Raw genomic sequence first — 17,403 nt, forward strand, 5'->3', positions numbered from 1 at the left:
AACTAAACCTGAATCACGCCTAAATTAAAAGGTTTTTCTATAGGAGCGTGATTAGCGGCTTCTATTCCCATAGAAATCCAAGTACGAGTTTCAAGTGGATCTACAATAGCATCTGTCCATAAACGTGAAGCAGCATAATAAGGAGAAACTTGTTCGTCGTAACGTGATTTGATTTTATTAAATAATTCTTCTTCTTTTTCAGGCGTAATTTCTTCGCCTTTTGCTTTTAAAGAAGCAGCTTCTATTTGCATTAATACTTTAGCTGCTTGCGCTCCTCCCATAACAGCTAATTCAGCGCTTGGCCAAGCAAATATTAATCTAGGGTCGTAAGCTTTTCCACACATGGCATAGTTACCAGCGCCATAAGAATTGCCTACTACTATAGTAAATTTGGGTACTACAGAGTTGGATACAGCATTTACCATTTTAGCACCGTCTTTGATAATTCCCCCATGTTCAGATTTAGAACCGACCATAAAGCCTGTTACATCGTGCATGAATACTAAAGGGATCTTTTTTTGATTGCAATTAGCTATAAAACGAGTTGCTTTATCGGCACTATCAGAGTATATAACGCCTCCGAATTGCATTTCGCTAGGTTTAGTCTTGGCTCCTGTAGTTTTAGCTATTAAGCGTTGATTCGCTACAATGCCTACTGCCCAGCCATCAATACGCGCATACCCCGTAATGATGGTTTGACCATAACCTGCTTTGTATTCATCAAATTCAGAGTTGTCAACTAAACGTTTAATGATTTCCATCATATCATATTGTTCAGCGCGTGATTTTGGTAGAATGCCAAAAATTTCATTTGGATCTAAAGTAGGTTTTTCAGGTTTGATTCGGTTATATCCTGCCTTATCAAAGTTGCCCATTTTGCCTACAATACTTTTAATTCTATCCAATGCGTCTTTATCATCTTTGGCTTTAAAATCGGTTACACCAGAAATTTCACAATGGGTAGTAGCACCTCCTAATGTTTCGTTATCAATTGTTTCACCAATTGCTGCTTTTACTAAATAGCTACCAGCTAAAAATATACTACCTGTTTTATCAACAATTAAGGCTTCGTCACTCATAATAGGTAAGTAAGCACCACCTGCAACACAGCTTCCCATTACGGCAGCTATTTGCGTTATTCCCATACTGCTCATTAAGGCATTGTTACGAAAAATACGACCAAAATGTTCTTTATCTGGAAAAATTTCATCTTGCATTGGTAAATATACACCAGCGGAGTCTACAAGATAAATAATAGGAAGTCTATTTTCCATTGCTATTTCTTGTGCTCGCAAGTTTTTTTTGGCAGTAATAGGAAACCAAGCACCTGCTTTTACAGTAGCATCATTAGCCACCACGATACATTGTTTTCCTTGTATATATCCTACTTTTACAATAACTCCTCCAGAAGGACAACCACCATGTTCTTTATACATACCTTCCCCAACAAAAGCTCCTATTTCAATTGATGTGGCTTCTTTATCTAATAAATAATCAATTCTTTCTCGTGCAGTCATTTTGCCTTCAGCATGAAGTTTAGCAATACGCTTTTCTCCTCCTCCTAATTTTACTTTTGCTAAACGCTGTTTTAATTCAGATAATAAAAGTCTGTTATGATCTTCGTTTTTATTAAAGTTTAAATCCATAGTGTATTGTTTAATTTCGGTGCGCTAAATTACAAAATCTGTTTTAACTATTTTAAAAAGCGTTAAAGGACTGTTAACAGAATTAATATGCAATTGATCTTGACTTAACATTAACTTAACATATAGGGGGTATTTTCGCATCTGAAATTAAATTGATTAAAAATGGCATTTAGAGACGTACTAAAATTCTTTTCACCAAAGGACACAACTTTTTATCCTTTATTTAATAAAGCAACAGCTGATTTACTTGCTTTATCTGAAAATTTACATGAAGCCGTAAATATAGGGAAAAGCGAAATGGAAAACAGAACTAATTACTACAAACAAGTAGAGCAGTTAGTAGCGGATATTGAAAATGTGAATCATAAAATGAATATAGAGTTAAGTAGAAATTTTATTACTCCTTTTGATCGTGAAGATATTCACATGTTGATTACTACGATTACAGAGGTAGCTAATAATATTTATACAGCTTCTAATCGTATGAATTTGTATAATGTGATTAAGATAAATAAGTCTATTCGTAAATTAACGGAAATAACTCTAGAAGCGTGTACTCATATTAATAGTGCTGTATTAGAATTGAAAGATTTAAAGAATTTAGACAAAATTAATAGTGCTGTTAAAAAAATCAATAAATTAGAAAGTAAAGCAGATTTGGTTTTTGACAAAGCTGTTGCTGAATTATTTGAAAATGAAACAGATGTTATTAACATTATTAAATACAAAGAAGTGTTATATGCTTTGCATAAAGCAACAGATAAATGTAAGGATGTATCTAGAACTTTAGAAGCAATTTCTGTTAAACACGCTTAATAGCGCTCTAAATTATATTTTTAAAATGGAATTTGCTTTATTAATTATAATAATTGTTGTAGCTATGGGCTTCGACTTGGTCAACGGTTTTCATGATGCGGCCAATTCAATAGCTACAGTAGTTTCAACAAAAGTATTATCGCCAACCCAAGCTGTAATATGGGCTGCAATTTTTAATTTCGCTGCTTATTGGGTTTTTGATATGAGTGTAGGTAATACAGTAGCCAAAACAGTAGATAACTCAGTTATTGACTTATGGGTAATTTTATCAGGCTTATTAGCAGCTACAGTATGGAATTTACTAACTTGGTGGTTAGGAATACCTTCGTCATCATCACACACCCTTATTGGTGGATTTGCAGGCGCTGCTGTGGCACATGCTGGTTTTGATGTGCTAAAATTAGAGGAAATTACAAAACCCTTAATGTTTATTGTTTTAGCACCTATTATTGGTGGTGTTATCTCTTTTATCATTACACTCATGACAATTCAAAGAAATTTCTTTATAAAATTGTCGTGTTATATCCTATTAACCCTATTTACAGTTTATATGACTTGGGCTTATAAAGATATTTTTGATATTAAGCCAATTATGATTTGGATTATAGGTGTTTTATTGTCTTCATTTGTCTTGATTTTTATCATTTTTGAATTAGTTGTAGGTAAAAATAATACGGCAATGAAAGAAGGTAATTTGTATAAAAAATTACAACTATTATCCTCAGCCGCTTTTTCATTAGGTCACGGTGGAGCCGATTCTCAAAAAGTTATGGGTATTATTTGTGCTGCTTGTATTGTGTATGCTAATGGGGTAAGAAGAGGAGAAGTAAAAGGAAATGTACCTAGCTTATTACAGGTAACAGAGGTGTTACAGGTGAAATATACAAATGATGAAGGTAAAATTAAAAAATTCAAACCTGCTATAGGTATTTTTGATAAAGATACCGTTTACGTAGATGGCAAAAAGATAATTGATTTATCTACCCAGCAAAACATTTATGAAGATGAAAAATTAATAGCAGGTGTAAATCCAAATAATCCTTTTCTTTTACATTTGAAAAAAGAAAATATTGATCTGAGTAATTTTGATAAGGCAGCTAAAGAATTAACAACATTGCATGTGTATACAGATAAAAAAGATGTGCATGATAATGATACAAAAGAAGTTATTTTTAAAGATAAACATTTAAATCCTGCTTATCGTTATGCAAAAATATTTGCAAAGTATGTAGATGAAAAAGGAAAGTTGAAAGAAGATATCAAAGCGAAAGTTGAAACTAAGGTTACAAATAAAACAATGCCTATCTGGATTGCTTTTGGTTGTTATTTAATGATTGGCTTAGGAACTTTAATGGGGGGATGGAAAATCGTAAAAACAATGGGGACTAAGATTACTAAAGTGACACCATTGGAAGGTGTTTGTTCAGAAACAGCTGGTGCTCTAACACTTTTCACAGTTTCTCAAATGGGAGTTCCTGTGTCTACAACTCATACTATTACTGGATCTATTATAGGAGTAGGAGCTACTAAGCGATTAAGTGCAGTAAGGTGGGGCGTAACTATTAACCTAATTTGGGTTTGATTTTAACTATTCCCGTATCCGCTTTAGTTGCTGCAATTATTTACTATATTTTGTCAATTTTTAATTAATCATATTATTTCTCTAGGAAGAGGCTATTGTTAGCCTCTTTTTTTTTATTTTTTTTAAAAGAATAACAATTTAAATAGATAACACACAACTTTAAATTAATATTTTTAATCTAACACTAAACATGAAAAATAATCTTTTAATTTTCCTGTTACTTTTTATTACAGGGGGTTTTTTTAGGACAAAATAAAGAACATTTATCGGGGTTTTCTACACTTTCGTTGACTTATAAATTTAATAAAAAATGGTATGTTTATGGTGAGCTGCAAGCTCGATCAATTGCTGATTTGACTACTGTTGATTATTATGAAATAAAAGGAGGGAGTGGTTATAATATAAATTCAAGTAATCAAACTTTTTTAGGTTTGGGAAGATATGCTAATTATAGAGAAAAAAGTATTTCAAACGAGGAACTACGTTTTTGGTTACAGTATACTTATAATAAATCTTTTGGACGTGTTAAAATTGAAAATAGGATAAGAGCTGAAAAAAGACTTTTTTATAATCCTATTACAAGTATAAATACTAATACAGAACGTTATAGAGATAGAATGAATGTAATTGTGCCAATTAATAATAGGAAGGTTGAAGCCAATACTTTTTTTGCAAATGTGTATGATGAATTATTTTTAGGACCTGACAGTCCTATTATAAAAAGAAACAGAATGTATGTAGGAGGAGGGTACCAACTTTCTAAAGATTTTGGAGTAACCTTAGGGTATTTATTTCAAAGAGATTTTAATTTGAAAGCAAATACAAATTTACATTTTATATTTTGTGGTTTGAATTTTATAATTGATAGATCCAATAGTATACCTGTAGAGGCTCCTACACCAGATCATGATTAGTTTTTATAGACTTCGTTTTGAAACAAAATATTTCAATCATAACTTCAATAGGAGAGAAATCACATTATCAGTATTATGTGATTTCTCTTGTTAGTTGAAATGAAAGATTGCAACCTTTCTAGGTATTCTCTTTGAGAGTTTATATTTTAAATAAATTATTTTTTCTTAAGTATTTTGTATTCTTCATAGCAGCCATTAATGGCATCTAAAATTTGAAGATCATTGGCTGTTTTCATAAAAGAATCAGAATAATTACAACGTTCTAAAATCTCGTTTAACTCTTTTTCATTAATACCAAACATTAAATAAATAGTTTGACGATCGTAACGATTTTGTAATATATTGCGTAAACTGTCATCTTTTCGTAATTCTTTTAATTTTTTGAGTTCAGTGGGTTTCTTTCCAAAAAAATTATAAAGAGCATCAGCAGGGTTAAATAAGGAACCAATGACCCTGTTAAAAGCATTAGGAGAATTTTCACCTCCTTCGTATCTTTTGGTAAGACCTGCTATAGAATACCAATAATTCTCTCTTTCAGGAATTAATTTAGAGTCTACTTCTAAATAACCTGTGAGTTCGTAAGGCGGAATGATAATTTCTTCTAAAGCATAAGCTTTTTCTGTTAATTTTACTCTGAAATTTTGATTTTTTATCCAGTCATTAGTTACTCTAATTTCAATAGATTGAAAACCTAAACAAGAAATGAGTAAATTGTCATTTAAATCGGCTTTGATTTCAAAATTACCCTTGGCATCGGATATAGCCCCGCGGACTTTGTTGGTGTTAACAATATTAACATTCCAAATAGGGACTAAAGTATTACTATTGATAATAGTTCCTTTTACAATATTTTCTTGTCCCCAAATAGAAGATGTGAAAAAAATTAAAAATATAAAGTATCTCATGACTAAAGTTATCTTTGCGAAAGTAGTTAAACCGTGTGATATTTTATATAGTTTAAAAGAAAATTAACAATCTCTTTTTGTGAAAAATAAGAAAGGATCATAATAAGGAATTGAAATTTTGAGGGAATAAAAAGATTGATCGTTTCCTCCTGTTTTTATCCGTGAGAGGAAACAATAAATTTAATTTTTTTTCTTACCGTTTTTAAAACGAACAGGTTCAAAAACAGGGTTTGAATTTTTAATTTTCTTTTGAGGAAAAGATTGTTTATTTGTGGGATTAAATTCTTTGTCAGATTTTTTTTCTTTCTTTTCCGATTGAGTTTTTTTGATATTTTGTTTGTTTAGATTAAGTACATCTAAAGGGTTTTTAGGAGTTTCTTTATTTCCTCTTAAATAAAGAATTAAGCCATTTAAAAAATTACGAAGTATTTGATCACCACATTCCATGTATTTAGGATGGTCTTCATTACGGAAAATATTACCCAATTCCCCTTTAGAAATCCTAAAATCTACTAATTCAAGAATTTCTACGATTTGATCATCTCTAAGTTGTAGTGCAACTCTCAATTTTTTAAAAATATCGTTATTTGTCATGCCATTTAATTTTTGTCAAAGATAAGGTTTTAATCTTACATGAGAAGTCTAACCCAAATTACACCTTAGAAATTTATTTCAGATAAAAATGATTTAGGAACTAAAATAATAGAACATTTTTGTTCTCACTATAGTAAAGTTATGTTTGCTGTAAAAGTTTCTGTGCATTTGTATATTGTTTTATCCTTTTCTTTATTATCATAAGATGATTAACTAATTTGAGAGAATTCATATTGTCACACTGTTTTTGTATATTCTATGCAAAAATTATAGATTTGTTGGCAAAAAAAATAAAGATGAATAGCCAGAGAGAAAAGATTAATTTATTGCAAGAAATGATTGAATTTGCAGTTGTAGATGGAGAATTACACGATAAAGAATATGATTTTCTTTGGATAGTAGCACAAGAGTTGGAGATAGATAAAGCTACTTTTTTAGAATTATTTAAGTTGAAAGGATTAAAACAGGTTGTGAAAGATGAATTTCAACGTATTTTACAATTTTATAGATTGGCTTTATTGATGCACTGTGACGGTATCTTACATAATAGGGAAAAGGAAAGAATATATGAGATAGGAATAAATATGGGGTTGAATCCGAGTGCGATGAAAAGAGTACTTTATCTTATGGGAAAATCACCTAATCAAATATTAGAAGCAAGTGTGGTTATAGAGGCTTTTCAGGAACAGTTAAATTAAAAAAATAACCCAAAAAAGAAGAAATTTACATTAATCCTATCTTCATAAAAAAGGAATTATATTCGATTTACGAGGATTTTAGAAGTAAAAAATATCTTTTTTGGGTTGTTTATAAAAATTATACTTTTTCTATTTTTTTGTTCTCATCACAACTAAATAAGTGATCGCGTTTGATTAGTTCAGCGATACCTTTAGGAAGCATTTCTTCCCAGCCGGAGCTTACCGCATCCGATCATTTTCAAAACCTCACGAGAAAATATTTTCAAATGTGATTTGTCAAAATCTGTGATGTCAATTACTTTTCCGTTGTAAGCAAAGAATTTGTATAATTCTTTCATTCTAGGATGTACTTTAAGATTTTGAGAAGTAAGAATAGTGCCGTCTTCATCCTCCATAGGATATAGATATACTTTCATATCGCGATAGAATAATTTGCCAAAGGCTTCTAGAATTCCACCGCTTAAATGGCGATAGTATTTTTCATCAAAAATATCAATTAAGTTGTTAACTCCCATGGCAAGTCCCATGCGTTCTTTGGTGTAGTTCGAGAAATACTCTACAACTTTGTAATATTCTTGAAAATTAGAGATTAAAACGGTTTGTCCTAAAGAGCAAAGTAGTTCAGCACGGTCTAAGAAATCTTTTTCGTCAATTTCACCATCAGAACGTAAGTTAGATAAAGTAATTTCAAATACTACAAGGGTATTTTCTTCTTTAACCTTGTTTTCTTGAAGGAACATTTGTAGTGATTTTTCATACATATCCATGTTAACTTTTGTAACAGGGCGAAAACTGCCTCTAAGAGCTAAAATGTTTTTTTTTGTATAAAATTTGGGCAGGTAATACGTTTTTAGCATTAGGGTCAAACATAACGGCATCTGTCATGCCATTACGTACTAATTGTAGACTCATTAGGCGGTTGTCTACTTCTTTAAAACGAGGACCAGAAAAGTTTACAGTATCAATTTCTAATTGGTCTTTGTCTATATGATCATATAAATAACGTAACAAACGTTTGGGATCATTGTATTTATAAAAGGCACCGTAAATTAAGTTTACACCTAGTTTGCCTAAAGTTTCTTGTTGTAGTTTTGCATCATTTTCTTTGAAACGAATGTGAAGAATAATTTCGTTATAAGCTTCGTCTGGATCTAATTGAAAAATAATACCAACCCATCCGTGTCCTTTATATTGTTTAGCAAAATCTATAGTAGCTACAGTATTAGCGTAGCTAAAAAATAATTTGTTGGGATGCTTTTCTCTTTTTAAACGCTGTTCAACTAATTCAATTTCATGTTGAAGCATTTTGCGTAAACGACTTTCTGTTACGTAACGCCCATCATCTTCTATACCATAAATAGCGTCACTAAAATCTTTGTCATAAGCACTCATTGCTTTAGCAATAGTACCAGAGGAAGCACCTGCTCTAAAGAAGTGTCTAACCGTTTCCTGTCCAGCACCTATTTCGGCAAAAGTACCATAGATGTTTTCATTTAAATTGATTCTTAGTGCTTTATCGCTTATGGAAGGGATTTGTTCAATCTCTCTATCTCCTTTTAATCTAATTTCTTTTTGTAGATCTTTCATCTTCATAATTAAATACTTTGCAAAGGTAGTAAAAGCCTTATTTTTTATCAAATAATATTTATTTTTGTAAAAAAAAGCATTTCTATTGAAAATATATTTTTTAGGTACCGGAACCTCACAAGGTATTCCTGTTATAGGGAGTGATCATCCTGTTTGTTTAAGTGAGGATGTAAGAGATAAACGTTTACGTGTTTCTGTATGGATTCAATGGGATCATCACTCATTTATAATAGATTGTGGACCGGATTTTAGACAACAAATGCTTTCATCAAAATGCCCCAAAATTGATGCCATTTTTTTTACACATGAGCATGCGGATCATACAGCAGGTCTAGACGACATACGTCCTTTTTCTTTAGACAAGGAAATATCCCTATTTATGCACATGAACGCGTTTTAAAAAATTTAGAAAAAAGATTTGACTATATCTTTGAAACGATTGATAAATATCCGGGAGCTCCTAGTGTAGATAAATCACTTGTAGTTAATGGACAATTAGTAAATATTGATGATAAAAAAATAGAGCCTATAAGTGCTTGGCATGGAAATTTGCAAACTTTCGGTTATCGTTTTGATCGTTTTGCGTATTTAACAGATGTTAAAAGTATTGATGAAAAAGAGTTAAATAAACTTTTAGAATTAGAAGTTTTAGTAATTAATGCGTTGCGTGAAGAACCTCATGAAACACATTTTAATTTGGAAGAAGCATTGACATTAATAAAAAAAGTAAAGCCCAAGAAAGCTTATCTAACCCATATAAGCCATTTGTTTGGATTTCATGAAGAAATACAAAAAAATTACCAGATAATGTGTGGGTAGCTTATGATAATTTAGAAATAACTATTTAATATATATGAGAAAATTACTTTTATACGGATTCATCTTTTCAGTTTTAATGAATATTTTTCAACTAATGTATGCTACTAAAAAATTTAATCATGATAGCCAAACAACTGAAAAATATAAGAAAAAGATAAAAGATTCAATAGCCAAGATTGTTGCAGAAAAAGAAGAAGGAGATTATTTTTCATTAGTACATAACGATAAGGCTAGGGATTATTTTGAGGATCAAGATATAGATCAATTAATGCCGAAAATAAAAGAACAATTAGTTGAAATGAATAATAATCCTAAAGGAAATCCATTAATTTCATACGAAGGAATGGTTATTAATAAAGTTCGCTTTTTAAATCATCGATGGATAATTGCTGATTTCACTGGTGAATCGGGTTGGGGAGAGCTTATTTTAAAATATTTTGTAGAACCAACAGGAAAAGTTTCTTTTGAACCAGCAGAAATTTTAATGTATCCAAATACCTAATGAAGAATTTATTTTAATAGCTTTTAGAGAGATAAAAAATAAATTATTGTATTTAATTCTTGGTTAATACATTTAGGAATGTACTATAAATTAAGGATTAAAACTTTCTTTTTTGAATTTAACCCAGATATCGCATTAGACTTCTTTTTGAAAAAAATGAATAAATTCAAGTGATTACAGAAAGTTATAGAAGAAGAAATAGAGAGTTATTTTGATGACTAAGTGGGAGAGTACGTGCTTGAATGGTGAAAATAAAGTGAATGGATTTGCTTCGCCGATTTACTTCGTTCGAGTTTAATGCGTAATTTTATATAACTGATTTTAAGCAATTGATAAACATTAAATTCTCTAATTTGATTTTCATTCTGTCCTATGGCTACAAAATGAGAACGTGATCCAACATCAATTCCTGCCGCATTGGGATTTACAATTTGCATTTTTTCGAAATTTTTCATAAATTTTCATTTTATCAAAATGCGAGGAAATAGAATATCTTTGCTAAAATTATTCTATACGAGATAAGATGGTGTTTGATCATTGATTCTCTCAAAGGCTCCCATTTGGAAGCCTTTTTGCATTTTAGCCAAAATTTGGGAGGGGATAAATTCACCATTTTTTACATAGGCTTCGGTCGCAAATACAAGTTAGCTCTCATTTGTTAAAGAACACTACTTTTTTGAAATCTGGGTTAAATAATGAATATAGAAAACTCAAGTAAAAGACAAACAAAAGTGTTGAAAAGGATCATTTATTGATCATACTGTGTCAAGTTTCTATACGTAAAATATAAATTTCGAGAAGCAGAAAATGACTTATTAAATATAAAAACTATTTCTTTACAAATTTTACTTCTCGAAGAATGAAATAATTTGCACACTTCCAAAGGCATACTATCTACTAAAAGTAGTTTTTTTAAATCATTTAGTTTTGTTACCATCTTCATTTTATTTGCTCAATAAAAGCAAATAATTTTTACTTTCTTTTATTTAAAAAATTCTTCGTTCTGTTTTAATTAGAATATGAAACTCTTTTGTATATCTAAATCAATGATAATTAGTATCTATTGAATTAATAAACTATATTGATTGATGGTTTTATTTATCTATTTTGGTTTTTCATTAATTAAATTATGAAATAGATGTTATTAGTTTGTTTTTTATTATTTTAGCTGTTTTTTTTTATAATTTGTTGTGAAAAAATGTTTTTAAAAATAATTAACAAGTATTTGTCTTTTTTGTTTTTTAATAGTTAAAATAGTGTAATATGGGTGAAAAATAAAATAAATTATCTAGATAATTCATGTCTTTAAACGAATTATCGTATTAAAAAGTAAGTCAAATTAAAAAATCATAATCTTACGATCATATATAATAGAGCGTATTGGTTATTTAAATTTTTAGTTGATTGTGGGTATTGTGGGGTATTCTTAACCTCATATAGAAGGTAAAAGCATTTATTGTAAATCAGTATGACTTTTAGTGATATCTTTTTAAAATTCTGAAAATAATTGATTTTTATATTTTAAAGAGATAATAGTTTAAATAGTATAATATGTGAAAGCATATTTTTAAAACCTTATTCTAAAATTTTTAAAAAAAATAATATATGGTCGAAAAAATACCAAAAACATTTGGACATAAAGTTAGAAATTTAATTTTTCTAATGAGTTTTATTATGTCATTTTTTTTATCCGTTGAAAAATCATATTCGCAATGTGGGAATGGTTTTCAGCAAGGGGGCTTTTTGATGAATGTAAATAATAATATTTATTCTGTTAATATAAGAACAGGTAAATCTACTTTTATAACGACTAGTCCTTTTGTAAGCGGAGTAGGAACGGGAGGTCTGAATTCTTTTGCTACTGATGCGGCAAAAAGAATAATGTATTATGTCAATACTGCTAATTTAGCTTCTAATACTACTTTGTATGCTTACAATATAGCGACTAATACACATGTTGTGGTATCGTCAAATGTCACAGTTCAAGGTATAACGCTGGGAACAGCCGGTGTAGGTTCTGGAGGAGCTGCTTTTGATGGGGGATTTTTGTATTTAGCGATAGAGCAATCTCTTACAGGTACACCTAATCCTGATACAGTAATCTATAAATGTACGATGTCAGCTGATGGTTTGACATTAGTTAATGCTGTACCTGTAATTCAGATTGACGAAGCTGAATCTATGGGAGATTTTGCTATTATAGGAGATCTAATGGTTAGAACTTTTGGAGGTGAAGTTTTTGAGTATACAATACCAGCAACTTATGTCTTTGGTAGTAATACGGTATATACTTCTAAAGTATCAGGGAGTGGTACTTATGTATCTCAAATAGCTCAAGATCATTTAAATAATTTATGGTTAGTTGGTGATAGAGTTAGACAATATTTTCCAAGTACTCATACTATTTCTAATACGGAAGTAGTGACTACATCTGATGGTGTTACAAAGGATATACCAAGTCCGTTCGATGCAGGTGGATGTGTTGCTGCAGATGGTATTATAGGGAGGAGAGTTTACCGAGACTCTAATAACAATGGTATTTTTGATAGTGTAGATACAGGAATAGTTGGAGTAACAATTAATATTCATGATGATTTAAATAAGAATGGAATTATTGATATTGATGATCTTTTACTAACAACTGTTACTACTGGAGTAGGAGGTTTTTATAATGTGAGTGGTTTGCTTCCGTGTGATTATATTGTGAGAGTGACTGATACAGGAAAAGTTATCGATGGAAGTGCTATTTCAACCACAGGAGGAAATATACAAACAGAGGCATTGTCTATATCTGAGTCAAATTTAACACATGATTTTGGATATTTTACCCCTAATTCGAATTTAGGAATAACAAAAACAGTTAGTAACGCTACACCTAATGTAGGTAGTAATGTAACTTTTACACTTACGGTAACTAATGCCGGACCAAGTACTGCAACGGGAGTTATCGTAAATGATTTACTACCATCAGGTTATACTTTTGTTGGTAGTTTGCCTTCCGTAGGAACTTATAATTCAGGTACTGGAGTTTGGACTATTGGTGCATTAACAAATGGAGCTATAGAAACATTAAATATTGTAGCAACGGTTAAAGCTACAGGTAGTTATGTAAATACTGCTACTGTTACAGGAATTGAGTTTGATCCTACACTAGGTAATAACTCTTCTACTAGTACACCTATTCCAATAAATGTGATAGTAGCAGTAAATGATCCAAAAATAACAGTTGCGAGTACAAATGCTATAGTTACAGTGCCAGGGAATGTTACGACAAATGATACATTAAATGGAGTAGCGGTTACCTCAGCTAATACCAATGTAACGCCTGTTACAACGGGTCCATTAAGCGTAGATTCAGAAGGAAATATAACGGTAGCGGCCAATACTCCATCAGGAGTTTATAATGTTACATATCAGTTATGTGAAGCAAATCCAGTTACGGGGTCTAATATAACCCCTTCAAATTGTACAACAGCCATTGCTATAGTAGAAGTTAAAAACGATTTAATAGCTAAAGATGATAATTTAGGTACGATTGCTACCTCAGCCACAGCAACTACTGCCGCAGGAAGCGTTTTAGCGAATAATGTAAACGGAGCTGATACATTAAATGGCGTTGCAGTAACCACCGCCAACACAGATGTAACCCCTGTTACAACAGGTTCTATTCGTATCGATGTAGATGGCAATGTAACTATCCAGCCGAGTACCCCAAGTGGTACTTACACGATTCCTTATACAATTTGTGAAACAGGAGCCACACCAGTAAACTGTAAAACAGCCAATATAACTGTAGAAGTTAAAAACGATTTAATAGCTAAAGATGATAATTTAGGTACGATTGCTACCTCAGCCACAGCAACTACTGCTGCAGGAAGCGTTTTAGCGAATAATGGAAGCGGATTCGATACATTAAATGGCGTTGCAGTAACCACCGCCAACACAGATGTAACCCCTGTTACAACAGGTTCTATTCGTATCGATGTAGATGGTAATGTAACTATCCAGCCAGGTACCCCAAGTGGTACTTACACGATTCCTTACACAATTTGTGAAACAGGAGCCACACCAGTAAACTGTAAAACAGCCAATATAACTGTAGAAGTTAAAAACGATTTAATAGCTAAAGATGATAATTTAGGTACGATTGCTACCTCAGCCACAGCAACTACTGCTGCAGGAAGCGTTTTAGCGAATAATGGAAGCGGATTCGATACATTAAATGGCGTTGCAGTAACCACCGCCAACACAGATGTAACCCCTGTTACAACAGGTTCTATTCGTATCGATGTAGATGGCAATGTAACTATCCAGCCGAGTACCCCAAGTGGTACTTACACGATTCCTTACACAATTTGTGAAACAGGAGCCACACCAGTAAACTGTAAAACAGCCAATATAACTGTAGAAGTTAAAAACACTATTGATGCAGTAGACGATGCCAAAGTAACTGTTGCTTCAGGAGGTAATACCCTAAATGTAACGTTAAACGATAAGTTAAACGGATCAAACGTTACGATAGGTGCAGCAGTAGGTCAAGTAAGTCTAACAGGTGTAAACGTTCCGGGAGGCTTAACACTAAATACAGATGGTACGATTACTGTAGGGTCTACCACACCAAGTGGCACATACCAAGTAGAGTATCAAATCTGTGAGAACGGAGCTAACCCAGCAAACTGCGATAGAACCATTGCTATAGTAGAAGTTAAAAACGATTTAATAGCTAAAGATGATAATTTAGGTACGATTGCTACCTCAACTACAGCAACTACTGCCGCAGGAAGCGTTTTAGCGAATAATGGAAACGGAGTCGATACGTTAAATGGCGTTGCAGTAACCACCGCCAACACAGATGTAACCCCTGTTACAACAGGTTCTATTCGTATCGATGTAGATGGTAATGTAACTATCCAACCCAGTACCCCAAGTGGTACTTACACGATTCCTTACACAATTTGTGAAACAGGAGCTGCACCAGTAAACTGTAAAACAGCCAATATAACTGTAGAAGTTAAAAACGATTTAATAGCTAAAGATGATAATTTAGGTACGATTGCTACCTCAGCCACAGCAACTACTGCCGCAGGAAACGTTTTAGCGAATAATGGAAGCGGATTCGATACATTAAATGGCGTTGCAGTAACCACCGCCAACACAGATGTAACCCCTGTTACAACAGGTTCTATTCGTATCGATGTAGATGGTAATGTAACTATCCAACCGAGTACCCCAAGTGGTACTTACACGATTCCTTATACAATTTGTGAAACAGGAGCTGCACCAGTAAACTGTAAAACAGCCAATATAACTGTAGAAGTTAAAAACGATTTAATAGCTAAAGATGATAATTTAGGTACGATTGCTACCTCAACTACAGCAACTACTGCCGCAGGAAGCGTTTTAGCGAATAATGGAAGCGGATTCGATACATTAAATGGCGTTGCAGTAACCACCGCCAACACAGATGTAACCCCTGTTACAACAGGTTCTATTCGTATTGATGTAGATGGTAATGTAACTATCCAACCGAGTACCCCAAGTGGTACTTACACGATTCCTTACACAATTTGTGAAACAGGAGCCACACCAGTAAACTGTAAAACAGCCAATATAACTGTAGAAGTTAAAAACACTATTGATGCAGTAGACGATGCCAAAGTAACTGTTATTTCAGGAGGTAATACACCAAATGTAACGTTAAACGATAAGTTAAACGGATCAAACGTTACGATAGGTGCAGCAGTAGGTCAAGTAAGTCTAACAGGTGTAAACGTTCCGGGAGGCTTAACACTAAATACAGATGGTACGATTACTGTAGGGTCTACCACACCAAGTGGCACATACCAAGTAGAGTATCAAATCTGTGAGAACGGAGCTAACCCAGCAAACTGCGATAGAGCCATTGCTATAGTAGAAGTTAAAAACGATTTAATAGCTAAAGATGATAATTTAGGTACGATTGCTACCTCAACTACAGCAACTACTGCCGCAGGAAGCGTTTTAGCGAATAATGGAAACGGAGTCGATACGTTAAATGGCGTTGCAGTAACCACCGCCAACACAGATGTAACCCCTGTTACAACAGGTTCTATTCGTATCGATGTAGATGGCAATGTAACTATCCAGCCGAGTACCCCAAGTGGTACTTACACGATTCCTTACACAATTTGTGAAACAGGAGCCATACCAGTAAACTGTAAAACAGCCAATATAACTGTAGAAGTTAAAAACACTATTGATGCAGTAGACGATGCCAAAGTAACTGTTGCCTCAGGAGGTAATACCCCAAATGTAACGTTAAACGATAAGTTAAACGGATCAAACGTTACGATAGGTGCAGCAGTAGGTCAAGTAAGTCTAACAGGTGTAAACATTCCAGTAGGCTTAACATTAAATACAGATGGTACGATTACTGTAGGGTCTACCACACCAAGTGGCACATACCAAGTAGAGTATCAAATCTGTGAGAACGGAGCTAACCCAGCAAACTGCGATAGAGCCATTGCTATAGTAGAAGTTAAAAACGATTTAATAGCTAAAGATGATAATTTAGGTACGATTGCTACCTCAGCCACAGCAACTACTGCCGCAGGAAGCGTTTTAGCGAATAATGGAAGCGGATTCGATACATTAAATGGTGTTGCTGTAACGACAGCCAACACAGATGTAACCCCTGTTACAACAGGTTCTATTCGTATCGATGTAGATGGTAATGTAACTATCCAACCGAGGTACCCCAAGTGGTACTTACACGATTCCTTATACAATTTGTGAAACAGGAGCTGCACCAGTAAACTGTAAAACAGCCAATATAACTGTAGAAGTTAAAAACACTATTGATGCAGTAGACGATGCCAAAGTAACTGTTGCTTCAGGAGGTAATACCCTAAATGTAACGTTAAACGATAAGTTAAACGGATCAAACGTTACGATAGGTGCAGCAGTAGGTCAAGTAAGTCTAACAGGTGTAAATGTTCCGAGAGGCTTAACACTAAATACAGATGGTACGATTACTGTAGGGTCTACCACACCAAGTGGCACATACCAAGTAGAGTATCAAATCTGTGAGAACGGAGCTAACCCAGCAAACTGCGATAGAGCCATTGCTATAGTAGAAGTTAAAAACGATTTAATAGCTAAAGATGATAATTTAGGTACGATTGCTACCTCAACTACAGCAACTACTGCCGCAGGAAGCGTTTTAGCGAATAATGGAAACGGAGTCGATACGTTAAATGGCGTTGCAGTAACCACCGCCAACACAGATGTAACCCCTGTTACAACAGGTTCTATTCGTATCGATGTAGATGGTAATGTAACTATCCAACCGAGTACCCCAA

The 17,403-nt window shown here is 32.9% G+C and carries 11 protein-coding genes and 2 pseudogenes; 7 read left to right on the top strand and 6 right to left on the bottom strand.

Annotated elements, in window-relative coordinates:
* Positions 1-2: 2 nt before the first annotated feature.
* On the bottom strand, positions 3-1,646 hold the full coding sequence (locus JJC05_RS13855) for an acyl-CoA carboxylase subunit beta (protein ID WP_105196595.1): 1,644 nt from the start codon (positions 1,644-1,646) through the stop codon (positions 3-5).
* 162 nt (positions 1,647-1,808) lie between these two features.
* Here JJC05_RS13855 and JJC05_RS13860 point away from each other — a divergent pair, with 162 nt between their 5' ends.
* The 3 genes from JJC05_RS13860 to JJC05_RS13870 all read left to right on the top strand — a co-directional run bounded on the left by JJC05_RS13860 (position 1,809) and on the right by JJC05_RS13870 (position 4,958).
* On the top strand, positions 1,809-2,462 hold the full coding sequence (locus JJC05_RS13860) for a DUF47 domain-containing protein (protein ID WP_088393078.1): 654 nt from the start codon (positions 1,809-1,811) through the stop codon (positions 2,460-2,462).
* Between the two features lie 25 nt (positions 2,463-2,487).
* Positions 2,488-4,044 carry an inorganic phosphate transporter gene (locus JJC05_RS13865; RefSeq protein ID WP_374226313.1) on the top strand — a complete coding sequence of 519 codons (1,557 nt, stop codon included), beginning with the start codon at positions 2,488-2,490 and terminating at the stop codon, positions 4,042-4,044.
* Between the two features lie 287 nt (positions 4,045-4,331).
* Positions 4,332-4,958: a DUF2490 domain-containing protein gene (locus JJC05_RS13870; protein WP_258929229.1), complete on the top strand. Its 627-nt coding sequence runs from the start codon at positions 4,332-4,334 to the stop codon at positions 4,956-4,958.
* A 155-nt stretch (positions 4,959-5,113) separates the two neighbouring features.
* Here the strand turns inward: JJC05_RS13870 and JJC05_RS13875 are convergent, their stop codons facing one another.
* Together JJC05_RS13875 and JJC05_RS13880 are read right to left on the bottom strand one after the other, a co-directional pair.
* A complete protein-coding gene (locus JJC05_RS13875; RefSeq protein WP_105196593.1) occupies positions 5,114-5,863 on the bottom strand; it encodes a carboxypeptidase-like regulatory domain-containing protein in 750 nt (249 codons plus the stop codon).
* Positions 5,864-6,043: 180 nt separating this feature from the next.
* Positions 6,044-6,457 (bottom strand): DUF1456 family protein, encoded by a 414-nt coding sequence (locus tag JJC05_RS13880; RefSeq protein ID WP_235877670.1) that lies wholly within the window; start codon positions 6,455-6,457, stop codon positions 6,044-6,046.
* Between the two features lie 296 nt (positions 6,458-6,753).
* On the opposite strand from JJC05_RS13880, the gene JJC05_RS13885 reads away from it, so the two are divergent.
* Positions 6,754-7,155, top strand: coding sequence for a TerB family tellurite resistance protein (locus JJC05_RS13885; RefSeq protein WP_088394581.1), 402 nt, complete (start codon positions 6,754-6,756; stop codon positions 7,153-7,155).
* Positions 7,156-7,273: 118 nt separating this feature from the next.
* Here the strand turns inward: JJC05_RS13885 and JJC05_RS13890 are convergent.
* Positions 7,274-8,742, bottom strand: a pseudogene (locus tag JJC05_RS13890) (TonB-dependent receptor).
* A gap of 85 nt (positions 8,743-8,827) precedes the next feature.
* On the opposite strand from JJC05_RS13890, the pseudogene JJC05_RS13895 reads away from it, so the two are divergent.
* Both JJC05_RS13895 and JJC05_RS13900 read left to right on the top strand, forming a co-directional pair.
* Positions 8,828-9,590, top strand: a pseudogene (locus JJC05_RS13895) (MBL fold metallo-hydrolase).
* A gap of 5 nt (positions 9,591-9,595) precedes the next feature.
* A complete protein-coding gene (locus JJC05_RS13900) occupies positions 9,596-10,063 on the top strand; it encodes a hypothetical protein (protein WP_088394575.1) in 468 nt (155 codons plus the stop codon).
* Between the two features lie 218 nt (positions 10,064-10,281).
* On the opposite strand, the gene JJC05_RS13905 is transcribed toward JJC05_RS13900, so the two are convergent.
* Entirely contained in the window at positions 10,282-10,518 is a 237-nt protein-coding gene (locus JJC05_RS13905) for a hypothetical protein (protein WP_235877672.1), read from the bottom strand.
* 1,150 nt (positions 10,519-11,668) lie between these two features.
* On the opposite strand from JJC05_RS13905, the gene JJC05_RS13910 reads away from it, so the two are divergent.
* The gene (locus JJC05_RS13910) at positions 11,669-16,837 is read left to right on the top strand and encodes an SdrD B-like domain-containing protein (protein ID WP_235877674.1); all 5,169 of its coding nucleotides are present in this window, start codon (positions 11,669-11,671) and stop codon (positions 16,835-16,837) included.
* Between the two features lie 282 nt (positions 16,838-17,119).
* On the opposite strand, the gene JJC05_RS13915 is transcribed toward JJC05_RS13910, so the two are convergent.
* On the bottom strand, positions 17,120-17,326 hold the full coding sequence (locus JJC05_RS13915; protein WP_235877676.1) for a hypothetical protein: 207 nt from the start codon (positions 17,324-17,326) through the stop codon (positions 17,120-17,122).
* Positions 17,327-17,403 lie beyond the last annotated feature (77 nt).

It is taken from the genome of Flavobacterium davisii, assembly GCF_019565505.1.
Taxonomy (GTDB): domain Bacteria; phylum Bacteroidota; class Bacteroidia; order Flavobacteriales; family Flavobacteriaceae; genus Flavobacterium; species Flavobacterium davisii.

Bases quoted from the DNA above. Each gene is read 5' to 3' on its own strand.
- JJC05_RS13855 (WP_105196595.1), bottom strand. From the start codon at position 1,646: ATGGATTTAAACTTTAATAAAAACGAAGATCATAACAGACTTTTATTA.
- JJC05_RS13860 (WP_088393078.1), top strand. From the start codon at position 1,809: ATGGCATTTAGAGACGTACTAAAATTCTTTTCACCAAAGGACACAACT.
- JJC05_RS13865 (WP_374226313.1), top strand. From the start codon at position 2,488: ATGGAATTTGCTTTATTAATTATAATAATTGTTGTAGCTATGGGCTTC.
- JJC05_RS13875 (WP_105196593.1), bottom strand. From the start codon at position 5,863: ATGAGATACTTTATATTTTTAATTTTTTTCACATCTTCTATTTGGGGA.
- JJC05_RS13880 (WP_235877670.1), bottom strand. From the start codon at position 6,457: ATGACAAATAACGATATTTTTAAAAAATTGAGAGTTGCACTACAACTT.
- JJC05_RS13885 (WP_088394581.1), top strand. From the start codon at position 6,754: ATGAATAGCCAGAGAGAAAAGATTAATTTATTGCAAGAAATGATTGAA.
- JJC05_RS13900 (WP_088394575.1), top strand. From the start codon at position 9,596: ATGAGAAAATTACTTTTATACGGATTCATCTTTTCAGTTTTAATGAAT.
- JJC05_RS13905 (WP_235877672.1), bottom strand. From the start codon at position 10,518: ATGAAAAATTTCGAAAAAATGCAAATTGTAAATCCCAATGCGGCAGGA.
- JJC05_RS13910 (WP_235877674.1), top strand. From the start codon at position 11,669: ATGGTCGAAAAAATACCAAAAACATTTGGACATAAAGTTAGAAATTTA.